This window comes from Algiphilus sp. (genome assembly GCF_965216485.1).
Taxonomy (GTDB): Bacteria; Pseudomonadota; Gammaproteobacteria; order Nevskiales; family Nevskiaceae; genus Algiphilus.
Window position 1 is genome coordinate 1801738 of the sequence record NZ_OZ244162.1, and the last position, 26480, is coordinate 1828217.

Genomic DNA, 26480 nt, shown 5'->3' on the forward strand with positions numbered 1-26480 from the left:
CATGAGGGATCAACCCGCAGCGACAGGCCTGCAACGGGCCGTAGTTGTCGCCCGGAAAGGGGGCATCCGGTGACACAGGCAAAGACTTCCTCGGAAGCCAGCCTGGGTCTGCGCAGTACCTGCCCCTACTGCGGGGTGGGTTGCGGCATCACCGTCCATGCCAGTGGCGAGCAGGCGTGGTCCGTTGCGGGCGACACCCGACACCCTGCCAATGAAGGGCGGCTGTGCGTCAAGGGCAGCACCTTGGTTGAGACGGTGGTCGACGATCGTCGCCTGCTCCATCCGATGCTCCGCCCGAGCAAGGCGGCCGAGCGCGTCTCAGTCACCTGGGATGCCGCCATGGCGCACGTGGCGGAGGGCTTCAGGCGCACTATCGAGACGTACGGGCCGGATGCCGTGGCCTTCTATGTCTCCGGGCAATTGCTGACCGAAGACTATTACGTCGCGAACAAGCTGATGAAGGGCTACATCGGCAGCGGCAATATCGACACCAACTCGCGTCTGTGCATGTCATCGGCCGTTGCGGGTTACGTGCGGGCGTTCGGCGAGGATGTGGTGCCTGTCGAGTACGCCGACCTCGACGACGCCGAACTGGTGATCCTTGCGGGCTCCAATCTGGCCTGGTGCCATCCGGTGCTCTACCAGCGGCTGGTGGCAGCCAAGCGCCGGCGGCCGGAGATGCGGGTGGTGAACATCGATCCGCGTCGCACGGCGACCAGCGATATCGCTGACCTCCATCTGCCCATCGCTCCGGGCGCCGATGTCGCCCTGTTCAATGGGCTGCTGCAGTACCTCTGGCGTGCGGATTGTCTCGATGCGCCCTTTGTTGCAAGCCATACCAGCGGTGTGGAAGACGCGTTGAAAGCCTCAGTGGACTGTGCGGATATCGCGGTCGTCGCCCGTCGCTGCGGGCTGCAGGAGACGGCGGTGCGTACCTTCTTTGCGTGGGTCGCAGAGTGTCCGCGCACCATCACCCTGTTCTCGCAAGGGGTCAACCAGTCCAGCCAGGGCACCGACAAGGTCAATGCGATCATCAACTGTCACTTGCTGACCGGGCGTCTGGCCAAGAAGGGCGCCGGACCCTTTTCCATCACGGGGCAGCCGAATGCCATGGGCGGGCGTGAGGTGGGGGGCTTGGCGAACCAGCTCGCCGCGCATCTTCGCCTCGACGACCCGGATCAACGGCGCCTGTTGCAGGATTTCTGGGGCAGCCCAAGCATGGTGCAGAAGCCAGGGCTGAAAGCGGTGGACCTCTTCGAGGCGGTACACAGCGGACAGGTCAAGGCGATCTGGATCATGGCCACCAACCCGGTCGTGAGTCTGCCCAATGCGGATCGGGTGCGTGCGGCGCTGGACGCCTGCGACCTGGTCGTGGTGTCCGAAGTCGATGGCGGCACGGATACCGCCGCGCACGCGGACGTCCTGTTGCCGGCAGCGGCGTGGGGTGAGCGCGAAGGTACCGTGACCAACTCAGAAAGGGTGATCTCGCGGCAACGCGCGTTTCGGTCGCCGCCCGGTGAGGCGCGGCCTGACTGGTGGGCCTTGTGCGATCTCGGCAAGCGCCTGGGTTATGCAGAGGCCTTCGATTATCAGGACCCCGCCGACATCTTTGATGAGCACGCCCGCTTGTCGGCATTGGAAAACCCAGCGCCGGGTTCATCGGGTGAAGACCGCGAAGGAGGGCGCTATCCGCGTTATTTCCATCTCGGCGGATTGACCGGGCTGTCGCGTGCGGAGTACGACGCCTTGGAACCGGTGCAATGGCCCATCCGCACGCGTGAGCGCTCCGCGTCTGAGCGTCCTTTCGCGAACGGCTGCTTCTCGCATCCGGATGGACGCGCGCGCTTCGTCGCGGTACAACCGCGCGGACCCGAGCACGCGCCCGACGCCCGCTTTCCGCTGGTATTGAATACCGGTCGCGTGCGCGACCAGTGGCATACGATGACCCGCACGGGGTTGTCGGCGACGCTGGCACAGCACCGCGACGAGCCGACCGTGGACCTCCATCCCGAGGATGCGCTCACCAACGGAATCCGCCCCGGGCAATTGGCGCGGGTGAGCACGTGTTGGGGGACGATGGTGGTGCGCGCGGTGACCTCGGGCGACATGAAGCGCGGCGAGCTGTTCATCCCCATCCACTGGAATGGCCAGACTGCCTCCGATGCACGGGTAGGGGCCCTGGTCAACCCGGTAGTGGACCCGCTGTCGGGCGAACCGGAGTTCAAGCACACGCCAGCGGCCATTGCACCTTTCGAATCCGCGTGGACAGGATTTCTCTTTACCCGGCGCCCCGCCGCCTTGGATAGCGTGACCTGGTGGGTCCGCATCCAGGCGCCGGACTGCCTGCGCTACGAACTCGCCGGATTGCAGTGGCCGGACGATATAGACGCCTTCGCCAAGGCACTGACCGCCTTGCCGGAAACGGCCGACTGGATTGTCTACGCGGACCGCGCGGCCGGTAGCTACCGGGCCATTTGCTTCGATGCGGAGGATCGGGTGCTGGCCTGTCTGTTCCTGACGCAGGATGGGGCCCTTCCGGCGCGCGACTGGCTGACCGGGCAGATGGCCCACCGACACCGCGGGGCGACCCGACGGGCCCGGTTGCTCGCAGGCGAAGCACCGCATGCCGTGGATTCCGGCCCCACGGTGTGTTCCTGCTTTGGCGTGGGACGCGCGGCCATCTGCCAGGCCATCCAGGAACAGGGATTGCGCACGGCCGAAGCAGTGACCGCGCATTTGAAGGCGGGTGGCAACTGTGGTTCCTGCCTGCCCGAGATTCGCGCCTTGATCGACGATCTCGCGACACCCGCCGCGCAGTAGCGTTGCGCAACGGTGCGTGCCTGCATCCAAGTGGTGCATCTGCGCCAAGGCAGCGCGTGACTCCCTCCATCGTCCGGGCGTGCAGCCCCGCATGCTGAGCGAGCGCAGACCAGCGGCCGAGGCCGTTGCTGTTCTGGTCAAAGCTGGCACGCATCCTGCTTATTAGGGGGTCAAGGCAGCAGCGTTCGCTGCATGGGTCTCCAAGCACGTGCCGAGGTCGGCACGACACGTCGAAAGGGCAAAGACGCCCGCAACTGGAATTGCTCCGGTTGCGGGCGTTTTGCGTTGGTCGGTTGGGGTCGCGATCGGGGCAAGTCAAGCCAGCCCCACCGCGCGCGCCGGACCGTCCCGTCAACGCCCGTGGTTGGCGTGGGTCGCAGCGGGGGCTCAGGAACATTTTGAGCATATCCAGGAGCCATCATGGAACTTGCAAACAAGGCAACCCGCATCCGGTTATTCGATCTGCGCTCCGTACAGATGCGCACCTTCCATCTCACCTGGCTGGCCTTCCATCTCTGCTTCTTTGGCTGGTTTGGTATCGCACCACTGATGGCGGTGGTCCGAGAGGATCTGCAGCTGGACAAGTCGATGATCGGCTGGACGATCATTGCGTCGGTCGCGATCACGGTGCTGGTGCGGTTCATCATCGGCCCCCTGTGCGACAAGTTCGGCCCCCGCCGGACCTACGCAACCCTGCTGACAGTCGGCTCGCTCCCGGTCATGGGCATTGGATTGGCGGATAGCTTCGAAACCTTTCTGCTGGCCCGGCTCGCCATTGGCGCCATCGGCGCTTCCTTCGTGATCACGCAGTACCACACCTCGGTGATGTTCGCGCCGAATGTGGTGGGTACCGCCAATGCCACCACGGCCGGCTGGGGCAATCTCGGCGGCGGAACCACCCAGATCGTCATGCCCTTGATCTTCGCGGCCATCGTCAGCATGGGCGTGTCGGAATTCGTCGGGTGGCGCCTTGCGATGGTGGTGCCCGGCGTCATTCTGTTTGCGATGGGGATTGCCTACTACCTGTTCACGCAGGATGCACCGGACGGCGACTACGACGCGCTACGCGCAGCCGGCGTCATTCCACCAGCCAAGGCCGAACGCAGTAGCTGGGGCAGCTTCAAGGTCGCGGCCAAGGACTATCGCGTGTGGGCCTTGTTTATCGTCTATGCGGCCTGCTTCGGTGTCGAGCTGACCATCAACAATATCGCCGCCATCTACTTCTTCGACGAGTTCTCCCTGGACCTGAAGACGGCCGGGTTGATTGCGGGGCTCTTCGGTCTGATGAATCTCTTCGCGCGCACGCTGGGTGGCTATTTCTCCGATCTCTTCGCACGCAACCGGGGGCTGCGCGGGCGGGTGCAATTCCTGTTTCTGGCGCTCTTCGTCGAAGGTGTCGCCTTGATTGTGTTCTCGCAGATGGGGGTGCTCGTCCTGGCGATTGCCACCATGATCATCTTCAGCCTGTTCACCCAGATGTCGGAAGGCGCGACCTATGGCCTGGTACCGTTCATGAACAAGAAGGCGCTGGGCGCCGTCGCCGGCATCGTCGGCGCCGGGGGCAACGCGGGCGCGGTCGCGGCCGGCTTTCTGTTCAAGTCCGAGGGCCTGAGCTATAGCGAGGGCCTGTTCTTTCTCGGTTGCGCGGTGGTGGTCTGCTCCTTCTGTGCTTTCGCGGTGCGCTTCAGCGACGAAACGCAGGCCGAGGAAGATGCGCTGCTGAAGGCGGCACTGGATGCACGCGCGGCGGAAGATCACGCCCCGGGACAAGAGCGCCCCGTCCCCGCATAGTCGGGGTTGGGGCGAGAGCCCGCGCGCGGCATCGGGCTTCGGCTGGCAGCGCGGGGCGTCAGGCTATGGACGGGCGATGGGCCGCGGCATGCCGCGGTCTATCGCCCGTCCTGAGCGATTGCGCAAGCAATGCCCGAGCGGTGCCCTATTGGGGGGCGCTGTTGCTGCGCTGTCGGAGGGTCCAGAATGGCGGGCGCCAAGTGATGCACGGTCGGGCAAGATCACCGGCCTAGACGAGGAGGGAGCGCGAGTCCATGGCACACGATGCAGGCAGTCACGCTGCCGTTCCGGTTCATCTTGCCCGGGAGCGGATGCTGTCCTCTGTAACCCCTTTGCAGGCCATTGAGACGGTGCCGTTGGCGCAAGCACTGGGCCGCGTCTTGGCGCGACCGCTGCAGGCAGGCTGCAGCGTGCCCCCGGCGGATAACAGCGCCATGGACGGCTATGCCGTGCGCGCGGACGACATCGCGCCGGGCCGGGCCGTGCCGATTGCCGCGCGCATTCCCGCCGGTGTCATGCCTTCGCCGCTGGAGCCCGGTACGGCGGCGCGCATCTTCACCGGCGCCTGCATTCCGGCGGGCGCCGACAGCGTTGTCATGCAGGAGCGCTGCAGGGTTCACGACGGGCGATTGGAGGTCGATGGCACGGTCGCGACGGGGGACAACATTCGTCGCGCCGGCGAGGACATCGTGAGCGGGAGCGAGATCCTGCCCGCGGGGCAGTGTCTGAAACCGACCGATATCGGACTGGCGGCCACGGTGGGCTGCGCCGCGCTGGAGGTCGTGCTTCGGCCCCGCGTCGCGATCCTGGTCACTGGCGATGAACTGGTTCCGCCAGGACGGTCGCTCCGGCCTGGACAGATCTTCGAGAGCAACGCGGCCCTGCTGGAGGCCCTGCTGCGGACGATCGGCGCCGAGGTCCTGCCGATTCAACGCGTCGCCGATGCATTGGATGCCACGCAGTTCGCGCTCGAGCACGCGGCCTCGACGGCCGATCTGATCGTGAGCAGTGGCGGTGTGTCGGTAGGGGAAGAGGATCACGTCCGCGCGGCAATGGAAGCGGTGGGCACGCTGGATCTCTGGAAGATCGCAGTGAAGCCGGGCAAGCCGGTGGCCTTCGGTCGTGTCGGCGCCGTGCCTTTCATCGGCCTGCCGGGCAATCCGGTGTCGGTGCTTGCGGCATACCTGCTCTTTGCCGCTCCGGTGCTGAGACGGCTGCAGGGGCGGACGCGCCTATTTCCGGAGCCGGTGATCCATCGTGCCGGATTTACGCGCGATAAGCCGATTCAGCGCGATGAGTTCCTGCGCGTTCGGCTTCGCAACGGGCGCCTGGAAGCGTTTCCGCATCAGGGTTCGGGGGTGCTCAGCTCGGCCGTCTGGGCGGACGGTCTGGCGCGGGTCCCCTCCCAAACGACAGTTGCGGAGCACGATGGCATCGAGTATTTCGGTTTCGATAGCCTGATGCATTGAGATGCTCAGACTGCCTGCCGACCGTTTCCCCTTCGCGAGCCCTCGATGAGTCATTCCGACCCGACCCACAAAGCTTTCCAGCCGCTGCGCATCGCGGTGCTCACCGTCTCCGATAGCCGGACACGGGACAACGACACCTCGGGCGATGTGCTGCAGGCCAGCCTGGAAGCGGCGGGACACGTCCTCGCGGACCGCGACCTGCTGCCCGATGACATCTATCAGTTACGCGCCGTGGTGTCGGCATGGATCGCCCGGGAAGACGTCAACGTTGTCCTGGTGACAGGCGGCACCGGCCTGACCGGGCGGGACCATACGCCCGAAGCGCTGCAACCCTTGCTGGATCGCGAGATTCCCGGTTTCGGCGAACTCTTCCGCCACTATTCGCTGGAGGAGATCGGTCCGGCGACGATACAGTCGCGGGCCATGGCTGGTCTCGCCAATGCGACCCTGATATTCGCGTTGCCCGGGTCGACGGGGGCCTGCCGGACCGCTTGGGAGCGCATTCTCGCTTCCCAGCTCGACGCACGCACCGCGCCCTGCAATTTCGTGTCGCTCCTGCCACGCCTGCGGGAATGAGGAACATGACGCTGGCGCGATCCCATCTTCGCCTGGGTCGAGACGCCCCTTGCCGCCGACAGAATGCCTGCGTTGCGGAGCGCGATACTGGGTTGCGCATACGGAGTGCAGATACAGGAGGATGTGCGCCAGAAGATTTCCAAGGCCGCGACCCACTGTCGTACCTAACGAGCCATGCATCGCCGAGCTGTCGAGGTTACGGTGTCTCGACCTGCGATGGGGAGTGCAACCATGCGTGACGAATCGCTGGAGGATCAGTTCGGACGGCGCTTCGCCTATCTGCGTCTGTCGCTGACGGATGTGTGCAATTTCCGCTGTGAATACTGTCTCCCCGACGGCTATCAGGGCACGCCGCACGGCTTTCTCAGCCGTGAGGAGATAGGCCGACTCATTCGCCATTTTTCCCGACTGGGCATCCGTAAGCTCAGGCTGACCGGTGGCGAGCCGTTGATTCGCCGGGATATCCTGGACATCGTGCGCGATGCCGCAGGCGCACCCGGCATCGAGACGCTCGCGATGACCACCAATGCCTATCGCCTGAGCGACATGGCTGGGCCGCTTCGCGAAGCGGGGCTGAATACCCTCAATATCAGTCTAGATAGCCTGGATCCCGAGAATTTCGCGCGCATCACCGGCGATCAGCGGCACGCGCGCGTGATGGAAGGCATCGAGGCCGCACTCGCGGCGGGTTTTGAGCGCGTCAAGATCAACAGTGTGCTGCTGCGTGGGTTGAATGACGGGGAGGTCGCCGACTTTGTCGAGTACGTCCGTCATCGACCGATCACGGTGCGCTTCATCGAGTTGATGCAGACCGCCAACAACGGCGAGTATTTTGACAAGCGGCACGTGCGCGCCCGCGACATTGCGCAACAGTTGGAAGCGCAAGGGTGGCAGCGACAGCAACGCGGCGGCACCGATGGACCTGCCATCGAGTTTTCACATAGCGATTACCTCGGGCGCATCGGCTTCATCACCCCCTATGCCGCGGGCTTCTGCGACGGCTGCAATCGGCTGCGCGTGACGGCACGCGGCGGCTTGCGCCTGTGTCTGTTCGGCACTGGCACGCACGACCTGCGCCCCTTGCTGCAGAACGACCAGCAGGAAGCAGCGTTTCGCGAGAGTGTCTTTGCCGCCTTGTTTCACAAGCAGGCGGGTCACCGTCTGAACGAGGGTGACTACGGCGATACGCCCCATCTCGCCATGACTGGAGGATGATTGACGTGGAGACAGCAGGAACGATGGATGCGGCGTATCGCATGGTAGACGTCGGGCGCAAGGAGGTAACGCAGCGCCGCGCCGTTGCCACGGGACGCATCCGGCTTGGGCCGGTCGCCTTTCCGATGGTGCGGGATGGCACGCTGCCCAAGGGGGATCCGCTGCGACTCGCCGAAGTGGCCGGCATCATGGCGACCAAGCGCACCGCCGACTTGATTCCACTCTGCCACCCGCTGGGGCTCGACCATGTCAGCGTGTCGATCGCGCTCGATGCCGGTGAGCAGAGTGTGACGGTCTATTGCTGCGCCTCGACGTCGGCACGAACCGGCGTAGAGATGGAGGCACTGGTGGGTGTGCAGAGCGCGCTCCTTACCATCTGGGATCTTGCCAAGCAGGTCGATTCCGCGCTGGCGATCGACGGGGTCCGCCTACTGCTGAAGGAAGGGGGGCGATCCGGGCGCTGGGAGCATCCCGACGGTGTGCCGGCGCTGCCCGACGATCTCCTGACCTCGGAGGGCCGGTAATGAGAAGCGTCGAGGTGCAACTCTTTGGTGCCTTTCGCCAGTATGGGCAGGGGGCGACGGTGCAAGTGGCATTGGACGGACCGGCGACCGTCGCGGATCTGCGCGCGGCGTTTGCACGCCAACTGAACAGTGAGCAGGCCACCGCTTTGTTGAAGGCGTCGGCCTTTGCGGACGATGAGCGCGTCCTGGCGGACACGGACCCCGTGCCGACGGTGGGCGCGCTCGCCGTACTGCCACCCGTGTGCGGCGGATAGCGAGGCAGCATGCAGGCCATCACGCTGTTGAGCGAACACCCCTTGGATGCGGAGGCCGCGCTCGAACATTGTTCGGACCCGGGCCATGGCGCCGTCGATCTGTTCATTGGACGCGTGCGCAATCGCAATCAGGGCAGGGATGTGCGTGCCGTCAGCTATGACATGCATCAGGCGCTGTGCCGTCGCGTCTTCGATGCCATCTGCGGCGAAGCGCACGAGCGGTGGGGCCACCCTCTGCGCCTCTGGCTCGCGCATCGCTCCGGTCGACTGGCAGTGGGCGAAGCCAGCGTGATCGCCGCGGCCAGTTCACCACACCGCAACGAAGCCTTTCTTGCCTGTCGCTACCTGGTGGAGCAGATGAAGCATCGCGCGCCGATCTGGAAGCAGGAACACTATGTCGACGGCGATAGTGAATGGGTCCAGGGACATGCCCTCTGCCAGCATGGATGAAGAAGCGCCCGGATTCATAGGCGTCGTGCTGGCGGGTGGCAAGTCGACCCGCATGGGGCGGGACAAGGCACTGCTCGAAGTCGCGGGTCGGCGTTTGCTGGATCGCGCGGTGGACCTGCTGCGGCAGGCCGGTGCGGGCTCCATCGTGGTCAGCGGGCACCGTCCACCCTATGACAGCGTGCCCGACCACTGGGTGGGGCGTGGACCACTGGGGGGACTGGCCTCCGTCTTGCGGGCGCGTCCGCTCGCGCCGGGGCGCGCGCTGATCGTGCTGCCGGTGGATGCACCCGGCCTGTGCGCATCTGACCTCCGACGTCTGATCGATAGTGTGCGCGGGCAGGGCGCGGCGGCGTGCTTCGAAGGGCACCCGCTGCCCCTCGCACTGCGCGCGGACGATCAGATGCTCGGGCAGTTGGAAGCGATCTTGAACGATCCCGCGCAAAAGGCTTCGGTCCAGCGCTTTGCGGCGACACTCACGCTGACGATCCTGCCAGCAGACGCGGTGGACTTGCGCAATCTGAACACGCCATCGGATCTGCACCCCTTCTCGCAGGCCCTGCGCGAAGCGCGGTAAGGCGCCGTCTGCACGTATCATCCGGGTGCATGGAGACCATCCGCATCCTGGGGCGTGGCGGCCTCGCCCTTGACGCCGATATCGCCGGCCCCGACTCCGGGCCTGCCGTGGTCCTGCTGCATGGCGGCGGACAGACCCGGCACGCCTGGTCGCGCGCCTTTCACGCCCTGGCCGAGGCGGGCTATCGCGTGCTGTCCTACGATGCGCGCGGCCATGGCGGCAGCGCCTGGGACCCGGAGGGCGACTACAGCACCGACGCGCTGGTGGCGGACCTCTGCGCCGTGCAGGCGCATCTGGCCGCACCGGTTGCCCTGGTCGGCGCCTCCATGGGCGGGATCACCTCACTGACCGCCATCGGCGAAGGGGCGCTGCCAGACGCCGCCGCTCTGGTACTGGTCGACGTGGCGCCGCATATCCGGCGCGAAGGGGTGGCGCGCATCCGCGCCTTCATGACCGCCCGCCCGGAAGGTTTCGCCAACCTCGAAGAGGTGGCCGACGCAGTGGCGGCCTACAACCCGGAGCGGCCGCGGCCACGCGACCCCAGCGGCCTGATGAAGAATCTGCGCACCGGTACGGATGGCCGGCTGTACTGGCACTGGGACCCGCGCATCATCAGCGACCGTTTCGACGAGCACGCTGCCTATCTCGATACCTTCGAGACCAGGATGACCGCGGCGGCGCGCGCGGTGGCTGTGCCCACCATGCTGGTGCGCGGCACACAGAGCGACGTGGTCAGCGCGGAGGGTGCGGAGCGTCTCCAGGCGCTGATCCCGGACGCGCGCATCGAGGACGTCGGCGGCGCCGGACACATGGTGGCGGGTGACCGCAACGATGCCTTCAATGCAGTGGTGATGGAATTTCTGGCGACGGTGTACGCCGAATCGGGAAGCGCCTAGGACGTCGAAAGCGCCTCGGCGCAGGCGTGGGCGGAGGCCCATGCCCACTGGAAGTTATAGCCCCCGAGGTGGCCGGTGACGTCCACCACTTCGCCAATGAAATACAGGCCAGGAACCCGCTTTGATTCCATCGTCGCCGAGGAAAGCTCAGCGGTATCCACGCCGCCCAGCGTGACCTCGGCCGTGCGGTAGCCTTCGGTCCCACTGGGCGCAACCGGCCAGGCGTGGAGCGCCTCGGCGATCGCGCGCAGCCGGCGTTGCGGCACGCTGCCCACCGTGCCTTCGGCCTCGAAGACCGCGCAGAAGCGCTGCGCGAATCGACGCGGCAGGCGCTCGGCAAGGATGGTGGCCAGATCGGTGCGGCCGCGCTCGCGACGCGCCTGCTCCAGCCACTCGTGCGCATCGGCGTCGGGCAGCAGATCGATCCCCAAGGCGTTGCCGACTTGCCAGTACGACGAAATCTGCAGTACGGCCGGTCCACTCAGCCCGCGGTGGGTGATCAGCATGGGCGCCTCGAAGCTTGCCCCCTGCGCCTGCGCGCGCACCGGCAGGGCGACCCCGGCCAGCGCTTGCCAGTCCTCCAGCGGTCGGCCGCTGAGCGTCAACGGCACCAGTGCGGCGCGGGTGGGGCGCACGGCATGCCCGAAGTCGCTCGCCAGCGTATAGCCGAAACCGGTCGCGCCCATCTTGGGGATGGACAGGCCGCCGGTGGCCACCACCAGGGCGGGCGCCCGCACGCGCCCTGCGGCGGTATGCACTTCGAACGCGCCTTCGCGCTGTCTCACCGATTCCACCGCGCAGTGGGTGCGGATGCGCACATCGCCCTTGGCGCACTCGGCGATCAGCATGGCCACGATCTGCTTGGCGCTGTCGTCGCAGAAGAGCTGACCGCGTTCCTTCTCGTGGTAGGCAATGCCGTGGGCCTGGACCAGCGCAATGAAGTCCTCCGGGCGATAGCGTGCCAACGCGGATTTGCAGAAGTGCGGGTTGGCCGACAGGAAATGCTCGGGACGGACGTCCAGATTGGTGAAGTTGCAGCGCCCGCCGCCCGACATCAGGATTTTCTTGCCGACGCGATTGGCGTGTTCGATGACCACCACCTGCTGGCCACGCTGGCCTGCCTCCTGCGCGCACATCAGGCCGGCCGCACCGCCTCCGATGATGACAACGTCGCAGCGGGCGGGCAGGGGCGTGTCGGAAAAGGACATGGCGGCGAACAGCGTCGTGAGGCGACAGGATTTGGCAAGGTACGGCAAGGCGCCGTTGGGGCGCGCAAGTATGAAGGAGGCGCGCCGCGCTGGCGCGATATCGCATGGCAGTGCCGAAGCGTTCGCCGCCGACACGGGTCGCACCGGACCCCGAGGACCCAAGCCGCGCGCTGCCGGGCATCGTCATGCTGGCGCTGGCGATCCTGGTCGGTGTGGCCGGCGCCTTGGGCGCCATCGCCTTCAAGGCGATTCTGGCCTTCACCTACAACCTGCTCTTCCTCGGCCGCTTCAGCCTGGCATTCGATCCCACGGCCATGCTCGCCCCCAGTCCCTGGGGTGCCGGCGTCATCCTGGTTCCCGTGCTCGGTGCGGTGGTGGTGACCTGGATCACCAATCGGGTCGCGCCGGAAGTCCGCGGCGGCGGCATTCCCGAGGTGATCAATGCGATCTATTACGAGCGCGGCCTCATCCGGCCCGTGGTGGTCATCGCCAAGGCGGTGGCAACGGCGGTGACACTGGGCAGCGGCGGTTCCGCGGGGCGAGAGGGGCCCATGGTCCAGATCGGCTCGGCCTTCGGCTCCATGATCGGGCGCGTGGTCGCCATTCCGGTACGCCAGCGCATCACGCTGCTGGGTGCGGGCGCGGCGGCGGCGGTGGCCGCCACCTTCAACGCGCCCATCGGCGGTCTGGCCTTCGCGCTGGAACTGCTGCTGGTGTCGATCAGCGCACGCACAGTCTCACTGGTGGCGGTCTCGAGCGTCACGGCAACCTATATTGGCCGGCTGTACAGCGGCCAATCACCCGCCTTCGATGTCCCCCGCATTGCCCAGTTCGAAGGGCCGCTCACCAGCCTGTACGAGTTGCTGCTCTGCCTGCCCTTTGGCGTCGCCATGGGCCTTGTCTCCGCCTTCTTCATCCGCTCTCTGTACTGGACGGAGGATCGCTTCACCCAGCGCTTCGCCAACCCCTACCTGCGCCACATGACGGGCATGCTGGGGGTGGGATTGCTGATCTATGCCTTCGTGCTGACCACCGGCCAGTATCACGTCGCCGGGATCGGCTATCCGACCGTGCTGGGTGTGCTCGGCGGCGCCCTGACGGACCCGTTCTTCCTGCTGCTGCTGGCAGCCGCCAAGCTGCTCGCCACCCTGCTGACCCTGGGTTCCGGCGCGTCCGGTGGGGTTTTTTCCCCATCGCTGTTCCTGGGCGCGACCCTGGGCGCGGCCTTCGGTCAACTATGTCAGCTCGTGCCGGGCCTCAGCGTCGATCCGGTGCTGTTTGCGGTGGCAGGCATGGCCGGCATGGTGGCGGGTACGAGCGGAGCGGTCATTACCGCAATCGTCATGACCTTTGAGCAGACCCGCGACTATGGCGCCATCCTGCCCATCATCGCCACGGTCGCTCTGGCGCACATGGTGCGTGTGCGCCTGGTTGCGCGCAGCATCTACACCCTGAACCTCGCCCGGCGCGGGCACAGCGTGCCGGAGGGGCTGCAGGCCGCGGTCTCCGCGTCACAGAATGCCCAGGCCATCATGTCGCGGGATTTTCAGTTGATCGACGCGGCGGAACTGGGCCAGTGGCAGGCGCAGTACCAGCCCGGAGAGGGCAAGGCGCATACCGTGATCTGCCGCGACGGTCTGGTGCTTGGCATGGCGCGGCCCGAGCTGCTGTATCTGCTGCGCGACGAGGCGCCGGACCGGGTGGTGAACACCAACTACTTCGTGGCCGAACCGGGCACGGCCTGGGCGGTCATCATGCGCGGCCTGCGCTTCAAGGACACCGATATCGCGCTGGTCTTCAACCCGCGGGGCTCGCGACGACCGGAGGATCTGGTCGGCGTCATCACCGCCCACGAGATCGCGCGTAGCGCCCGCGAGAACGCCGAGCTGCTCGATTGAAGCAGCGTAGCGAGGCTCTCAGGGCTGTCCGTCGAGGAAGGTCCAGAGCGCTTCAGTTGCGTCGATGTTGGCGCTCACGTTACCCAGCAGGGCGCCGCCGATGGGGTCGCTCCCCGGCCAGGTATGACCGCCGCCTTCCACCGTGGCCAACGCGACAGCGCCATCTTCGGCGCACTCGGTGTTACGCAGAAGACGTACGCGGGTGCCGTCATCACGACGGATCGGCAGGCTCTCCTCGCTGGCGGCATCCGGGACGCAGGCATTGCCCTGCTCCCAGTGCGCAAAGTTGCGGGCGGCCGAGAATAGCCCGAAGCGACCGTCGTAGGGCACGATGCGGTCATCGGTTCCGTGGATCGCCATGACCCGTCTCGGGGCCTCGTTGGGGCACTGCAGGGCCTGCTGGCGACGCAGGCTCCCGGCGACGAGGCCCATGCCCGCGATGCGCGTCTGTCCTTGACAGGCAAGGCGCGTGGCCATGAAGGCGCCCTTGGACATGCCCGCCACGTGGACGCGCGCGGGATCGAGCGGAAAGTCGCGCAGCGCTGTCGACACGACCGCATCAAGGAATCCGACGTCGTCAATGCCATCGAGTCCATTGGGGTCTTCACGCCACTGGCCATTGACCGCTTCGGGCAGCAGGACCCATAGCCCGTGCTGGGCCGCCAGGCGCCCGACACGCGTGAGGTTGGCCATATGGGCAGGATTGCCATTGGCGTAGTGCAGCAGCAGTAGCACGGGGGCGTCGCCCGGCGTGTCGTGCTCGGGCCGGATGACGACCACGCGCCGTCCCAACCCCTGGTGCGGAACCGCCATTTCGAAATGGGTGCTTCCGGGGACATCCTCCACGAAGCGCCCGCTGAGGCGTTGCAGCAGTTCCGAGCCCCCCGCATTGAGGCGGCCGAGGGCAGCCACCAGACCGCTGCCGCTACCGTCGAGGATGGCGCGCAGATTGCCGGCGGTGCGGTCAAGGCTTTCGCCCAGATTCTCGGCTAGCCGATTGCCGGCCGCGCTCAGGTTCTCGCTGAGCTGATCGCCGGTACGGCTCAGGCCTTCGCTGAGTTGGCGCAGGCCGTCACGGAGCCCGGAACCCCAGTCCTCGCCAGCGCGATCGGAGTCGTCACTCGATGCCTCCAGTGCCAGCGCCGTCAGCGGCAGCCAGAGCGCTGCACAGACGCACAGCAGACACGCGAATTGTTGAGGGCGCGGCATGATCAGCTTCCAGGCAGTCGAAGCTGCACTCTAGCCGAGTGCGGCCCCGCATTGGGGTCACTGCGTGTAGGAATCTGGCGCGTCGATGCTGCGTTGCTGGGCGAGCAACTCAGCCAGGGCGCCGGTCATCGGCTTGAGGAAGAAGGATTCGCCCGGCATGGCATCCACCTGGCAGCCGTGCTCACGCAGGCTGTCGGCCACGACCGGTCCGACCGCTGCCACAGCAATGGCGCGCAGGCCCTCCAGCAGGGCCGCTTCGCGGTCACTGTCGCGGGCCACCCGGAACAGTCGCTGCACCTGCGCCATGCTGGTGAAGGCGATGGCATCGACCGCTCCACTGGTGATTCCGTCGATCAGTTCGATGACCTGCGCCTGCTCGATGGCATCGGCGTAGACATAGGGCGCCACCGTGTGGATGGTGGCACCGGCAGCCGTCAGGAAGTCCTGCAGCGGCTGATTGACTTCGCTGCCATAGAGCTGAACCCCAATGACGCGCCCCCGGAGATCCTCCCGTTGCAGCGTGCTGATCACCCCTTGCGTGGTCGGGCTATCGGCGATGCAGTCCGCCTTGAGGCCAAGACCGCGCAGCACGCGTCCCGGCTTGGGGCCGCGGGTGACGGTACGCACCGTCGCCAGACGTGCCAGAAAGGGCTCGCGCTGATGCGGAGCGTGTTGGTCGATACAGCCCAGCAGACGGCGCAGACCTTCGCCCGTCAGCAGAATCAGGTCGTCGCAGGGCCCTTGGCAGAACCACTCAATCCATTGCAGCACGGGGGCAGGGGCGGGCGCGTCCTTTATGGCCACCAGGGGGCAGCGCAGCGCGCAGGCGCCACGGCGTTCGAGCATGGCCACGAAGACGTCCAGTTCCCGGGTTTCGGGTACCGCGACGGTATAGCCAGCGAGATCACGATTCTGCATGGAGCACGCTCTCATGACGGCGAGGATTGCTGTACGCCATGCGCCAGCAGCCAGTATTGTGACCGCTGCGCGGTAGACAGGAGAAGGGGCGGTGCAGGCAGATCGACGCGATGTAATGCGCTGGACGGCGATCCTGACGTGCGTGTTCTGTCTGCCCCTGTCGGCGGTGCGCGCGGCGGAAGAGCCGCTCAACGTCTTCGCTGCCGCCAGCCTGCGCGATGCCCTTGATGAAGCAGCCGCCCGTTTCGAGGCAGGCCGAGGGATTGCAGTGCGCCGCATCTATCTCGGCAGTGCGACGGCAGCACGACAGATCGCGCTGGGCGCGCCTGCCGATGTCTTTGTTTCGGCCCATGCAGCCTGGATGGACTTTCTGCAGGCGCGCGCCCTGGTCGCGGCCGACAGCCGGGTGGCATTGCTGGGCAATCGGCTGGTCTTGATCGCGCCGGCCGACGCAGCACCAGCGGAAGCGCTCTGGCGCGACAGCGGCGAACTACAACGTCGGCTGGCGGACGGCCCGCTCGCCATGGGTCACCCGCGTTCGGTGCCGGCGGGCCAGTACGGGGAGGCGGCACTGCGCCACCTGGGCCTATGGGAGGCCGTGAAGGGCAATGTGGTCACCACCGAGGATGTGCGCGCCGCGCTTGCGCTGGTGGTGCGCGGTGAGGCGCGGCTCGGCCTCGTCTACCAGAGCGACGCCGTGGCAGCGGGCTTCAGGGTGCAGATCGTGGGTCGGATCCCGGCCGAGGCGCATCCGGCCATTCGCTATCCCGCGGCGCGCGTCAGTCGGAGTACGCACGGAGCGGCCCAGGACTTTATCGAGTTCCTGCGGGCCGACGCCCAGTCCGCCATCTTTGCGCGCTGGGGCTTCACGGAGCCGCCTGAATGATGGGGTTGGAAGCCACCGAGTGGGATGCGCTTCTGCTGAGCCTGCGCGTGGCGCTGCTGGCGGTGCTGCTGAGTCTGCCGGTCGGCATTGCCGTTGCCTGGCTGCTTGCGCGCCGTGATTTTCGCGGCAAGACCCTGATCGACATGGCCGTGCATCTGCCGCTGGTGCTGCCCCCTGTGGTGACTGGCTACGGGCTGCTGGTGCTGTTCGGCAGACAGGGTCTGATCGGGGGCTGGCTGGAGGCGACCTTCGGGATCAGCATTGCCTTCCGCTGGACCGGCGCGGTACTGGCGGGGGCCATTGTCGGATTCCCCTTGATGGTACGCGCCATTCGCTTGTCCATGGAGGCGGTGGACCAACGATTGGAATCCGCCGCAGCCACCCTTGGCGCCGGACCCGGGCGGGTCTTCCTCACTTTGACGTTGCCGCTCGCCCTTCCGGGTGTGATCACCGGTGCCTTCCTCGCCTTTGCAAGGGCCCTCGGCGAGTTTGGCGCCACCATTACCTTCGTGGCCAATATCCCCGGGGAGACGCGTACGCTGCCCATTGCGGTCTATACCCATCTGCAGATTCCGGGCGGTGAGCAGGAGGCGATCCGGCTGGTCGCGTTGTCGGTCGGATTGGCGGTGGGAGCGCTCGTGCTATCCGAATATCTGGCGCGTGTGGCCAAGCGACGGCTGGAACCGGCATGAGTCTGCAGGTACGGCTGGAACACGCGCAGGGTGATTTCTCGCTGGAATGCGCGTTCAGTATCAGTGGCGGCATCACCGCCCTGTTCGGCGACTCGGGTGCCGGCAAGACCACGGCGCTGGATCTGATCGCCGGGCTCCGGCGCGCCACGGCAGGGCAGGTATTGCTCGACGGGCGGCTCCTGTTCGATGCCGAACGGCGCGTCGATGTCGCGCCCCATCGGCGCGGCATTGGCTATGTCTTCCAGGAGGCCCGACTCTTTCCGCACCTCAGTGTGCGCAGCAATCTGCTCTACGGGGCTCGCCGGCGACAGGCCGCGCCCGGTGTGGTGCAGTTCGACGAGGTGGTCGCGCTGCTCGGGCTGGAAGCGCTGTTGCCGCGTCAGCCAGCCACCTTGTCCGGGGGAGAGGCGCGTCGCGTTGCCATCGGGCGGGCCCTGCTCAGTGCACCGCAATTGTTGCTATTGGACGAACCCACCGCGGCGCTGGATGAGGCCCGCAGGCATGAGCTGCTGGATTACATCGACGGGCTGCGCGACCGCATCGGTATTCCGGTCATCCATGTCAGTCACCGCGTCGACGAGGTGCGTCGGCTCGCGGATCGCGTCGTTGTGCTGCACGAAGGCAAGGTCCTGAACCAAGGCTCACCCGAGCAGACCGTGATGCGTCCGGAAGCGCTGCACCGTGAGGATGCGCCGAGTCTTCCCGACGAAGCGCGGGACCGTCCGCGTCGGAACTAGCGGGCGTCGGGTAAGCGCCATTTCCAAAAAGCCTGTTGTAGTATCCGGCGCGGCGCGCCTGGCTGCGGCGGATTGATGGAGATGGGGACATGGCAATGATCGAATCGCGCGTCAATATCGACGGCGCGGAATACGCCCAGAATCGCGAGGAAATGCTCGCGCGCATTCAAGCCTGGCGCGACATCGAGGCCAAGGGCCGCAGCGAGGAAGCTTCCAAGCTCGAGCGCTTCGAGAAGCGGGGACAGATCCTGCCGCGCGAGCGAGTGCACCTGCTGCTCGACCGTGGCAGTCCCTGGCTGGAGCTCTCGACCCTGTGCGGCTACAAGCAGCACGACGACAAGGATGGCTCGCTGGCCGGGGGCAACCAGATTGCCGGTATCGGCTATGTCTCGGGTACACGCTGCCTGGTGGTAGCCAGCAATTCGGCCATCAAGGGCGGCACCATGACGCCCTGGGGCGTGCAGAAGACACTGCGACTGCAGGAAATCGCGCTCGAACAGAAGCTCCCCGTGGTGTCGCTGATCGAATCCGGTGGGGCCAATCTGCTCTATCAGGCCGAGGTCTTCATTCCTGGGGGCAAGACCTTTGCCAATCAGTGCCGACTGTCGGCCGCCGGCATTCCTCAGGTCACGGTGGTGCATGGTTCGAGTACCGCGGGCGGCGCCTACATGCCGGGGCTGTCGGACTACGTGATCATGGTGCGCAAGCAGGCCAAGGTCTTTCTCGCCGGGCCGCCGCTACTGAAGGCAGCGACCGGCGAAATCGCCGAAGACGAGGATCTGGGCGGCGCGGAAATGCACTGCCAGGTGGCGGGCACCTCCGAATTCATCGCCGAGAACGACGCCGACGGCATCCGCTTGGCGCGCGAGGTGGTGTCCAGCCTGCAATGGAATGCCCAGCGGCCGCAGTTGGAACTGCGCGAGGTGCGCGCGCCGCGCTATGCAGTCGATGAGCTCTGCGGGGTGGTGCCGGCCGACTATCGCAAGCCCTACGACCCGCGCGAGGTCATCGCGCGCATCGCCGACGACTCGGAATTTCTCGACTTCAAGATCGAGTACGACAGCCAGACCATTTGCGGCCGGGCCGTCATCCAGGGGCACCAGGTCGGCATCATCGCCAACAACGGACCGATTACCACCAAGGGGGCGACCAAGGCGGGGCACTTCATCCAGCAGTGCTGCCACTCCAACATCCCCATCGTCTACCTGATGAACACCACCGGCTATATGGTGGGTTCGGAATCCGAGCAGGGCGGCATCGTCAAGCACGGCTCGAAGATGATCCAGGCCGTGGCCAATGCCACCGTGCCGCAGATCACCATCGTCATGGGCGGCAGCTTCGGCGCTGGCAACTACGGCATGTGCGGGCGTGGCTTCGGTCCGGATTTCATCTTCGCCTGGCCCAATTCGCGCACCTCGGTCATGGGCGGCGAGCAGGCCGCCGGCGTGATGGACATCATCACCCGCGAGAAGCTGGCCAAGCAGGGCAAGCCGCCGGGCGAGCAGGAAGAGCAGATGCTGGCGGCCTACCGCAAGAAGATCATTGATCAATTCGAGGCTGAATCCGATGCCTTCGCCGCCAGTGCCCGTCTGTTCGACGACGGCCTGATCGATCCTCGCGACACGCGCAAGGTGCTCGGCATGTGCCTGTCGATCTGTCGCGAATCGCGGCAGCGCACGGTACACGGCAATACCTTCGGCGTCGCCCGCTTGTAATGCGCGCCGATTCGGCTATGGTCTGCGCCCTTTTCACAAGCCTGATGGAGTCCATGTGAGCGAAGTGTCCCTGCCCGAATGCGAATCCCTGCAATGCAGCTTCGCGGATGGCGTCCTGCACGTGACCTTGAACCGCCCCGATGCGCGCAATGCGATGAACCGCACCATGGTCGAGGAACTGGGCACGGTCTTCGACACCATCGCCATGCGCGAGTCAGTACGGGTCGTCGTCCTGCGCGGGGCGGGCGGACACTTCTGCGCTGGCGCGGACCTGAAGGAGGTCATGGCCGGCGGTACTCAGGCGCCGGCAGCGGGGCAGGACGATCCGATCAAGCAGTTCTCCCGCGGCTTCGGCAGCTTGCTGCGCAAGGTGGCGCATGCCCCGCAGGTGGTCATCGCGGTCATCGAAGGCTCGGTGCTGGGGGGGGGATTCGGCCTGGCCTGCGTCTCGGACATCGCCCTGGCACACATCGATGCGCGCTTCGGGCTGCCCGAGACCACGCGCGGCCTGCCGCCGGCACAGATTGCGCCTTTCGTGGTCGAACGCATCGGCCTGACCCAGGCGCGGCGCCTGTGCCTGACCGGCGCCCGCTTCGATGGCCGGCGCGCCGAAGCCCTGGGCCTGGTCCATGAGAGCTTCGCCGATGACTTCCAGCTCAATGACAAGCTCGACCGCATCCTGGAAGACATCCGCCAGTGCGCGCCGCAGGCCAATGCCATGACCAAGGACATCGTGCTCTCGGTCGGCCACATGGACATGGATCAGGTGCTCGACATGGCGGCCGAGAAATTCGCCCAGGCCGTGCGCGGGCCCGAGGCCAGCGAAGGCATTTCGGCCTTTCTGCAGAAGCGCACCGCGAAGTGGGCGAGCCGTAATTGATGTCCAGTGGACATCACTTACCCGCGAGCGGGCGGCCATGGATGGCCGCCCAGGGGCCTGTTATGGCGCGGCATGCCGCCAATGATGGCGACGTCAGCATCCCATTTGCCGCAGTTTCAAGGACGCCTAACGAGCTAAAAGCGTCAGACGAATGGAGACCCGTGTGAATCGCTTCGACAAGGTTCTGATTGCCAACCGCGGCGAGATTGCCGTTCGCGTGATTCGGGGCGCCCGCCGTCTGGGCTATCGCACCGTGGCCGTCTACAGCGATGCCGATGCCGCCTCGCTGCATGTGCGCGAGGCCGACGAAGCCGTGCATATCGGTCCGGCACCCGCCAAGGACTCCTACCTGCGGGGCGACGCCGTCATCGAGGCCGCACAGCGGGTGGGAGCGCAGGCCATCCATCCGGGCTACGGCTTCCTGTCGGAGAACGCCGATTTTGCGCGCGCCGTGCAGACCGCCGGCCTGATCTGGATCGGACCGCCGGCGGATGCCATCGACGCCATGGGTAACAAGTCCGCCTCGAAGGAGCGGATGCTGGCGGCCGGTGTGCCTTGCGTCCCGGGCTATCAGGGTGAGGACCAGAGCACCGAGACCCTGGCCACCGAGGCAGAGCGCATCGGCCTGCCGGTGATGGTCAAGGCGGCCGCAGGTGGCGGCGGCCGCGGCATGCGTCTGGTGGAGGACCCGGCGGATCTGTCAGCGGCCATCGACTCGGCGCGTTCCGAGGCCGAGAATGCCTTCGGTTCGGGTCAGTTGCTGATCGAGAAGGCCGTGGTCGACGCCCGCCACGTGGAGATTCAGGTCTTCGGCGACATGCACGGCGCGGTCGTGCACCTCGGCGAACGCGACTGCTCGGTGCAGCGGCGCAACCAAAAGGTGGTGGAGGAAGCGCCGTCGCCGGCAGTGGATGCGGCGCTGCGTCAGCGCATGGGCGAGGCCGCGGTAGCGGCTGCGCAGGCCGTGGGCTACGTCGGTGCCGGCACGGTGGAGTTCCTGCTCGGCGCCGACGGTGCCTTCTACTTTCTGGAGATGAACACCCGCCTGCAGGTCGAGCATCCGGTCACCGAGCTGGTCTACGACGTTGATCTGGTCGAGTGGCAGCTTCGGGTTTCGCGGGGAGAAGCCTTGCCGCTGGATCAGGCGTCCATCGACGCCCGACGCCATGGCCACGCCATCGAGGTGCGCTTGTGTGCCGAGGATCCTTCCGCTGGCTACGTGCCCCAATCCGGCCCGGTATTGGCCTGGCGGGCGCCGCAAGGGCCGGGCATCCGCAACGACACCTACCTGGAAAGCGGTGCCTTCATCAGCCCCTACTACGACTCGATGCAGGCCAAGCTGATCGCCTGGGGTGCGGACCGCGAGACTGCCCGCATCCGGCTGCTGCGCGCTCTGGAAGACACCTTCCTCGCCGGTGTGCGTTCCAACCGCGATTTTCTGCACGCCATCGTCGCGCACCCGGCCTTTGCCAGCGGCGACGCCACCACAGCCTTCATCGGGACCCATTTTCCGCCCGAGGTCCTGGCCGATACGGCGCCGCAGCCGCGGCATATCCTGCTGGCGGCCGTGGCGCTGTACATGGACGATGCGCTGCACCTGGCTTCCGAGCAGGGACTGAGCGAGGAGTACCGCGGCTGGCATAGCTCACACGAGGCGCCTGCCGCCTTCCACCTGCGTTGGGGAGAAAGGGACTACGCCTTCAAGCTCTTCGTGGCGCACGGCAGCGTGTTCTCGGCCATCATCGACGAGGTGGCGCTCGAGGTGCGTGTGGAACACGCCAGTCCGGGGCGCTTCCGCTTTCATGGCGATGCGGTGTCGGGGCTGGTCGACTATGCGCGCAGCGAGGACAGCATCTGGCTGTCAGCCGAAGGCGCGACCTTCGGTTACCAGGACCGGACGCTGGCGCCAGCCGAAGGGGCGGCGCCCGGTTCGGATGGCCGCATCCTGTCGCACAGCGACGGCAAGATTGCCGCTGTCCATGTGGAGCCGGGCGATACCGTCAAGGCCGGGCAGACGATGGTGGTGCTGGAAGCCATGAAGATGGAATTCAACCTGAGCACGCCGGTGCCCGGCACGGTGCAGAGTGTCGAGGTGGAAGCCGGCCAGCAGGTGCGCGCGCGACAGTTGCTGGTGGCCTTGACGCCAAGCGACGGCGACGCGGCCTAGGCGACTACGACGCGGCAGCCGGATCGGCTCGCCGCATCGTGCCCACGCGGGATTCCTCAGGCGGCTTGCGCGTCCGCCGCCGCCTCGCACATCACGCCGGCCAGCAGGCCATAGGCGGCGGCCCAGGCCTCGCGTGTCTCCGCGTCGAAGGCCTCACCCAGGCCCTGCTCCAGGGTCCAGAGCAGCGCATCGCCGACCAGCGGATAGTGCGCCTCTTTCACCCCGTAGCCGACGTGACGACGGCCGAGGGCACGCAGCGGCTCCATGATCTCCTGCGGTTCGTGCAGGTGCTTTACAGCCAATGCCAGGGTCTGCATCAGCATCGCACCCTGGCGCTTGATGTCGCCACTGAACAGCGGACGCACCTCGGGATGCTGCGTGAACAGACGGTCGTAGAACAGCGCTGCCGCCTGATCGGCAATAGGCGCAACCAGCGCGAAGCTGTGCTGGACGCGTTGGATCTGCTCGGGGCTCATGGTGTCTCCTTGTGGTGGTGTTGTGCGAGGCTGGCGTAGATACACCACGACGGGGCGGGGCGCCGGCTTCATCGGTGGACGCGGCAGGATGAATGGTTGCGTCACGTACTCCATGGGCGGGAAGCGCATACCATTGCGCCGCATGAGTGATCGCGCCGAATTCATTGCCACTGCCGCCCGTGGGCTGGGCCCGCTGCTTGCCGAGGAGCTGCGCTCGCTGGGCGCGGAAGACGCCGCCGAGTGCCGCGAGGGCGCGCGCTTCCAGGCGGACCTGCCGTTGCTCTACCGCTGCCTGCTGGGCAGCCGCATCGCTAGCCGCATGGTGCTGCCGCTGGTGCGCTTCGAGGAGCCGGACGGCGACGCCTGCTACGCCGCCGCCCAGGGGGTGGACTGGAATGCGCACTTCGGTCTGGAGCACGGCTTCATGGTGGAAGTGGCCGGACATAGCCGGCTCATTGCCCACACCGGTTTCGCTGGGCTGCGCGTCAAGGACGCCATCGTCGACGTCTTTCGTGAACGTGAAGGCCAGCGTCCGAGCGTGAATACGGAGCGCCCAGACGTGCGCGTGCTGCTGCATCTGCAGGGCCGCCGTGCGCTGTTGGCCATCGATGTGGGTCATGGGCCAATGCATCGTCGCGGCTATCGCACCACCGGCGGTCGCGCGCCACTGCGCGAAAATCTCGCGGCTGCCCTACTTTGGCGGGCCGGTTGGCCGGAGCGCGCCGCGCGGGGGGAGGCCCTGTTCGACCCCTTCTGTGGCAGTGGCACGCTGGTCATCGAAGCAGCGCTGATGGCCACCCACACCGCCCCCGGCTTGTTGCGACGAACCGCGCCACCGGGGCGCTGGCGTGGCCACGATGCGCAGGTCTGGCGCGCCGCGCACGCCGAGGCGGACGCAGCGGTCCAGCGCTGGGAAGGGCCGCCGTTGCAGGGCAGCGATCTGGATCCGGAGGTGGTGGCCATCGCTGTCGCCAATGCACGGCGTGCGGGGGTAGCGGCCATCACGCGCTTTGTGGCCGCCGATGCGCTCACGGTCACGCCGCCCCCAGGGCCGGGGCTGCTGATCAGCAATCTTCCCTACGGCGAACGCGTGGCCAGTCGCCAGGAGCTGGTCAAGCTCTTCAGCCTGCTCGGGGACCGCCTGAAGCGGCACTTCGGTGGATGGCATGCGGCGCTGTTGGTCGGCGCCGATGGCGATGCCCAGCGCCTTGGTCTGCGCGCCGAGCGCCGCCACGCCTTTCTCAATGGTCAGCTTGATTGCGAGCTGCTGCAATTCCCTTTGCATGCGCGCGGCAGCGATGAGGAAGCGCCGGCGGCGCCGGCACCCGACTTCGCCAACCGTCTGCGCAAGAACATGCGTCACCTGGAGCGTTGGGCGCGGCGCGGCGGTGTGGATAACTACCGCCTCTATGACGCCGATCTGCCCGAGTATCCGCTGCTGATTGATCGCTATCGGGCCGACGACGGTGCGGAGCACCTGCATGTGCAGGAGTTCGCTGCTCCCAAAACCGTGGAACCGGCGCGTGCGGAGGCCAGACTGCGCGGCGCACTGTCCGCCCTGGTGGAAGTCACCGGCGTCGAGCCGGCCCATCTGCACTTCAAGCAGCGGCGCGCGCAGAAGGGCAATGCGCAATACGTCAAGACCGAATCGGAGGCCGATACCGCCTTCTGGGTCTCCGAGCACGGCTGTCGATTGCGGGTGGACCTCGACCGCTACCTCGACAGCGGTCTTTTCCTCGACCATCGCCCGATCCGTCGACAGCTGCAGGAAGAGTGTGCCGGCCGGCGTTTCCTCAATCTGTTCTGCTACACAGCCGCGGCCAGCGTGCACGCGGCCGTTGGCGGCGCCCGGCAGACGGTGTCGGTGGATCTGTCCAATACCTATCTGGAATGGGCGCGGATGAATCTCAAGGCAAATGGATTCGAGGCCGAGATCGGCGATGGCCGCAGTCGACGCCTGCCGTCGACCCACGCACTGCTGCGCGGTGACTGTCTGCGCTGGCTGAGCAATGCGGTAGATGATCCGCGCCTGCGCTTCGAGCGCATTTTCTGCGACCCGCCCACCTTCTCGAATTCCAAGCGCACCGAGGAAGATTTCGACGTGCAGCGCGATCACGTCGAGCTCATCCAGAAGTCGGCGCAGCTGCTGGCGCCCGGCGGTGTGCTGTACTTCTCGTGCAACCGACGCCGATTCCGCATGCAGACCGATCAGCTACAGGGATTGCTGGTCCAGGAGCGCACCCGCCAGACCCTGGACGAGGATTTCCGTCGACCACCCCCTGCGCATCAATGCTGGGCCATCACCCGGGAGGCATAGTCATGGTCGTCGACCCGCTCAAGATCGTATTCGCCTTGTTGCAGCCGCTCGGCCTGACCCTGTTGCTCTGCGTGGCTGCCGTGTTGTTTGCGCATTGGCTGTTGCGCGCTCTGGCGTTGACCGCCGTAGTGGTCACGGCCGTCATCAGCACGCCCTGGGCAGCGGACCAGTTGGCGGCTTCGCTCAATGCCCGCTATCCGGACCAGCCGGTCGAGCAATACGGCCGCAGCCAGGCCATCGTGCTCTTGGGCGGGGGCGTGCGGCCGGCGGCGGACGGCAGTCGTGGCACCGATGCCACCGCGGCCGTGGATCGCATCCTGCGCGCGGCCGAGCTCTGGAAAGCGGGCAAGGCGCCGCGCATCATCGTCACCGGCGCCTATGGCACCGGGAGCTGGACCGAGGCGCACGCCATGCGCCATTGGCTGCAGGTCATGGGGGTCCCGTCGGAGGTCGTGGTGCTGGAGCCGGAAGCGCGCAATACCCGTCAGCATCCGGCCAAGGTGCGGGCCTTGCTCGACGATGCGGATGCCGCCTTTCTGCTGGTGACCTCGGCCCTGCACATGCCACGCGCCATCGCCAACTTCCGCGCCGCGGGACTGCGGCCGATCGCCGCACCGGCCGATTTCGAGCTGCTGCGCTATGACAACGTGCTCGATTGGCTGCCTGACACGCAGGCACTGCATCGCAGTACGCGCGTGCTCAAGGAGCATTTGGGTCTGCTGCATCAAAGGGTTTTTGGCGGATAGCCGCTTTTATTACTCCACGACTTGCTTCGGATGCGTAACAGTGACAGCATTCGATGACAACG

The 26480-nt window shown here is 66.5% G+C and carries 23 protein-coding genes; 19 read left to right on the forward strand and 4 right to left on the reverse strand.

Translation table 11 applies throughout. The features are described from left to right. Positions 1–69 precede the first annotated feature (69 nt). The 10 genes from ACOOFO_RS08355 (at position 70) to ACOOFO_RS08400 (ending at position 10569) form a co-directional block, all read left to right on the forward strand. Positions 70–2820 (forward strand): molybdopterin-dependent oxidoreductase, encoded by a 2751-nt coding sequence (locus tag ACOOFO_RS08355; RefSeq protein ID WP_420426332.1) that lies wholly within the window; start codon positions 70–72, stop codon positions 2818–2820. Positions 2821–3240: 420 nt separating this feature from the next. Further along, positions 3241–4611 carry an MFS transporter gene (locus ACOOFO_RS08360; protein ID WP_420426333.1) on the forward strand — a complete coding sequence of 457 codons (1371 nt, stop codon included), beginning with the start codon at positions 3241–3243 and terminating at the stop codon, positions 4609–4611. Positions 4612–4865: 254 nt separating this feature from the next. After that, entirely contained in the window at positions 4866–6080 is a 1215-nt protein-coding gene (glp, locus tag ACOOFO_RS08365; RefSeq protein WP_420426334.1) for a gephyrin-like molybdotransferase Glp, read from the forward strand. A gap of 45 nt (positions 6081–6125) precedes the next feature. Further along, complete coding sequence (moaB, locus tag ACOOFO_RS08370; protein WP_420426335.1) at positions 6126–6656, forward strand: molybdenum cofactor biosynthesis protein B; 531 nt, start codon at positions 6126–6128, stop codon at positions 6654–6656. A gap of 231 nt (positions 6657–6887) precedes the next feature. Continuing rightward, the gene (gene moaA / locus ACOOFO_RS08375) at positions 6888–7871 is read left to right on the forward strand and encodes a GTP 3',8-cyclase MoaA (RefSeq protein ID WP_420426336.1); all 984 of its coding nucleotides are present in this window, start codon (positions 6888–6890) and stop codon (positions 7869–7871) included. Positions 7872–7876: 5 nt separating this feature from the next. After that, a complete protein-coding gene (moaC, locus tag ACOOFO_RS08380) occupies positions 7877–8395 on the forward strand; it encodes a cyclic pyranopterin monophosphate synthase MoaC (protein ID WP_420426337.1) in 519 nt (172 codons plus the stop codon). After that, complete coding sequence (locus ACOOFO_RS08385; RefSeq protein ID WP_420426338.1) at positions 8395–8649, forward strand: MoaD/ThiS family protein; 255 nt, start codon at positions 8395–8397, stop codon at positions 8647–8649. Before moaC ends, ACOOFO_RS08385 begins: the two co-directional genes overlap by 1 nt. A 9-nt stretch (positions 8650–8658) precedes the next feature. Then, positions 8659–9099 carry a molybdopterin synthase catalytic subunit gene (locus ACOOFO_RS08390; RefSeq protein WP_420426339.1) on the forward strand — a complete coding sequence of 147 codons (441 nt, stop codon included), beginning with the start codon at positions 8659–8661 and terminating at the stop codon, positions 9097–9099. Further along, positions 9077–9673: a molybdenum cofactor guanylyltransferase gene (gene mobA, locus ACOOFO_RS08395; RefSeq protein ID WP_420426340.1), complete on the forward strand. Its 597-nt coding sequence runs from the start codon at positions 9077–9079 to the stop codon at positions 9671–9673. The genes ACOOFO_RS08390 and mobA overlap by 23 nt, the downstream gene beginning before the upstream one ends. Positions 9674–9702: 29 nt before the next feature. Continuing rightward, positions 9703–10569 (forward strand): alpha/beta fold hydrolase, encoded by an 867-nt coding sequence (locus ACOOFO_RS08400; protein WP_420426341.1) that lies wholly within the window; start codon positions 9703–9705, stop codon positions 10567–10569. Here the strand turns inward: ACOOFO_RS08400 and ACOOFO_RS08405 are convergent. After that, complete coding sequence (locus ACOOFO_RS08405; RefSeq protein WP_420426342.1) at positions 10566–11777, reverse strand: NAD(P)/FAD-dependent oxidoreductase; 1212 nt, start codon at positions 11775–11777, stop codon at positions 10566–10568. The genes ACOOFO_RS08400 and ACOOFO_RS08405 overlap by 4 nt on opposite strands. Before the next feature lie 104 nt (positions 11778–11881). On the opposite strand from ACOOFO_RS08405, the gene ACOOFO_RS08410 reads away from it, so the two are divergent. Continuing rightward, the gene (locus tag ACOOFO_RS08410; protein ID WP_420426343.1) at positions 11882–13675 is read left to right on the forward strand and encodes a chloride channel protein; all 1794 of its coding nucleotides are present in this window, start codon (positions 11882–11884) and stop codon (positions 13673–13675) included. Between the two features lie 18 nt (positions 13676–13693). On the opposite strand, the gene ACOOFO_RS08415 is transcribed toward ACOOFO_RS08410, so the two are convergent. Both ACOOFO_RS08415 and ACOOFO_RS08420 read right to left on the reverse strand, forming a co-directional pair. Further along, positions 13694–14884: a PHB depolymerase family esterase gene (locus tag ACOOFO_RS08415; RefSeq protein WP_420426344.1), complete on the reverse strand. Its 1191-nt coding sequence runs from the start codon at positions 14882–14884 to the stop codon at positions 13694–13696. A 57-nt stretch (positions 14885–14941) separates the two neighbouring features. After that, positions 14942–15802: a uroporphyrinogen-III synthase gene (locus ACOOFO_RS08420; RefSeq protein ID WP_420426345.1), complete on the reverse strand. Its 861-nt coding sequence runs from the start codon at positions 15800–15802 to the stop codon at positions 14942–14944. 91 nt (positions 15803–15893) lie between these two features. Between ACOOFO_RS08420 and modA the strand changes: the two genes are divergently transcribed. From modA to ACOOFO_RS08450, 6 genes are all read left to right on the forward strand, one after another. After that, the gene (gene modA / locus ACOOFO_RS08425; RefSeq protein WP_420426346.1) at positions 15894–16688 is read left to right on the forward strand and encodes a molybdate ABC transporter substrate-binding protein; all 795 of its coding nucleotides are present in this window, start codon (positions 15894–15896) and stop codon (positions 16686–16688) included. Beyond that, complete coding sequence (gene modB / locus ACOOFO_RS08430; protein ID WP_420429692.1) at positions 16688–17380, forward strand: molybdate ABC transporter permease subunit; 693 nt, start codon at positions 16688–16690, stop codon at positions 17378–17380. The genes modA and modB overlap by 1 nt, the downstream gene beginning before the upstream one ends. Then, positions 17377–18117 (forward strand): molybdenum ABC transporter ATP-binding protein, encoded by a 741-nt coding sequence (modC, locus tag ACOOFO_RS08435; protein WP_420426347.1) that lies wholly within the window; start codon positions 17377–17379, stop codon positions 18115–18117. Before modB ends, modC begins: the two co-directional genes overlap by 4 nt. An 89-nt stretch (positions 18118–18206) precedes the next feature. Further along, positions 18207–19832 carry an acyl-CoA carboxylase subunit beta gene (locus ACOOFO_RS08440; RefSeq protein ID WP_420426348.1) on the forward strand — a complete coding sequence of 542 codons (1626 nt, stop codon included), beginning with the start codon at positions 18207–18209 and terminating at the stop codon, positions 19830–19832. A 64-nt stretch (positions 19833–19896) separates the two neighbouring features. Next, on the forward strand, positions 19897–20712 hold the full coding sequence (locus ACOOFO_RS08445; RefSeq protein WP_420429694.1) for an enoyl-CoA hydratase/isomerase family protein: 816 nt from the start codon (positions 19897–19899) through the stop codon (positions 20710–20712). A 163-nt stretch (positions 20713–20875) separates the two neighbouring features. Then, entirely contained in the window at positions 20876–22879 is a 2004-nt protein-coding gene (locus tag ACOOFO_RS08450; protein ID WP_420426349.1) for a biotin carboxylase N-terminal domain-containing protein, read from the forward strand. Positions 22880–22935: 56 nt separating this feature from the next. Here the strand turns inward: ACOOFO_RS08450 and ACOOFO_RS08455 are convergent, their stop codons facing one another. After that, entirely contained in the window at positions 22936–23355 is a 420-nt protein-coding gene (locus tag ACOOFO_RS08455) for a globin family protein (RefSeq protein WP_420426350.1), read from the reverse strand. Between the two features lie 142 nt (positions 23356–23497). Here ACOOFO_RS08455 and rlmKL point away from each other — a divergent pair, with 142 nt between their 5' ends. Continuing rightward, entirely contained in the window at positions 23498–25672 is a 2175-nt protein-coding gene (gene rlmKL / locus ACOOFO_RS08460) for a bifunctional 23S rRNA (guanine(2069)-N(7))-methyltransferase RlmK/23S rRNA (guanine(2445)-N(2))-methyltransferase RlmL (RefSeq protein ID WP_420426351.1), read from the forward strand. 2 nt (positions 25673–25674) lie between these two features. After that, positions 25675–26418 (forward strand): YdcF family protein, encoded by a 744-nt coding sequence (locus tag ACOOFO_RS08465; RefSeq protein WP_420426352.1) that lies wholly within the window; start codon positions 25675–25677, stop codon positions 26416–26418. The last annotated feature ends 62 nt before the right edge of the window (positions 26419–26480 follow it).

What these genes read in the sequence shown, in the direction of transcription:
- ACOOFO_RS08360 (WP_420426333.1), top strand. Translation starts at nt 3,241, where the DNA reads ATGGAACTTGCAAACAAGGCAACCCGCATCCGGTTATTCGATCTGCGC.
- glp (WP_420426334.1), top strand. Translation starts at nt 4,866, where the DNA reads ATGGCACACGATGCAGGCAGTCACGCTGCCGTTCCGGTTCATCTTGCC.
- moaB (WP_420426335.1), top strand. Translation starts at nt 6,126, where the DNA reads ATGAGTCATTCCGACCCGACCCACAAAGCTTTCCAGCCGCTGCGCATC.
- moaA (WP_420426336.1), top strand. Translation starts at nt 6,888, where the DNA reads ATGCGTGACGAATCGCTGGAGGATCAGTTCGGACGGCGCTTCGCCTAT.
- ACOOFO_RS08385 (WP_420426338.1), top strand. Translation starts at nt 8,395, where the DNA reads ATGAGAAGCGTCGAGGTGCAACTCTTTGGTGCCTTTCGCCAGTATGGG.
- ACOOFO_RS08390 (WP_420426339.1), top strand. Translation starts at nt 8,659, where the DNA reads ATGCAGGCCATCACGCTGTTGAGCGAACACCCCTTGGATGCGGAGGCC.
- mobA (WP_420426340.1), top strand. Translation starts at nt 9,077, where the DNA reads ATGCCCTCTGCCAGCATGGATGAAGAAGCGCCCGGATTCATAGGCGTC.
- ACOOFO_RS08400 (WP_420426341.1), top strand. Translation starts at nt 9,703, where the DNA reads ATGGAGACCATCCGCATCCTGGGGCGTGGCGGCCTCGCCCTTGACGCC.
- ACOOFO_RS08405 (WP_420426342.1), bottom strand. Translation starts at nt 11,777, where the DNA reads ATGTCCTTTTCCGACACGCCCCTGCCCGCCCGCTGCGACGTTGTCATC.
- ACOOFO_RS08410 (WP_420426343.1), top strand. Translation starts at nt 11,882, where the DNA reads ATGGCAGTGCCGAAGCGTTCGCCGCCGACACGGGTCGCACCGGACCCC.
- ACOOFO_RS08415 (WP_420426344.1), bottom strand. Translation starts at nt 14,884, where the DNA reads ATGCCGCGCCCTCAACAATTCGCGTGTCTGCTGTGCGTCTGTGCAGCG.
- ACOOFO_RS08420 (WP_420426345.1), bottom strand. Translation starts at nt 15,802, where the DNA reads ATGCAGAATCGTGATCTCGCTGGCTATACCGTCGCGGTACCCGAAACC.
- modB (WP_420429692.1), top strand. Translation starts at nt 16,688, where the DNA reads ATGGGGTTGGAAGCCACCGAGTGGGATGCGCTTCTGCTGAGCCTGCGC.
- modC (WP_420426347.1), top strand. Translation starts at nt 17,377, where the DNA reads ATGAGTCTGCAGGTACGGCTGGAACACGCGCAGGGTGATTTCTCGCTG.
- ACOOFO_RS08440 (WP_420426348.1), top strand. Translation starts at nt 18,207, where the DNA reads ATGGCAATGATCGAATCGCGCGTCAATATCGACGGCGCGGAATACGCC.
- ACOOFO_RS08455 (WP_420426350.1), bottom strand. Translation starts at nt 23,355, where the DNA reads ATGAGCCCCGAGCAGATCCAACGCGTCCAGCACAGCTTCGCGCTGGTT.
- rlmKL (WP_420426351.1), top strand. Translation starts at nt 23,498, where the DNA reads ATGAGTGATCGCGCCGAATTCATTGCCACTGCCGCCCGTGGGCTGGGC.
- ACOOFO_RS08465 (WP_420426352.1), top strand. Translation starts at nt 25,675, where the DNA reads ATGGTCGTCGACCCGCTCAAGATCGTATTCGCCTTGTTGCAGCCGCTC.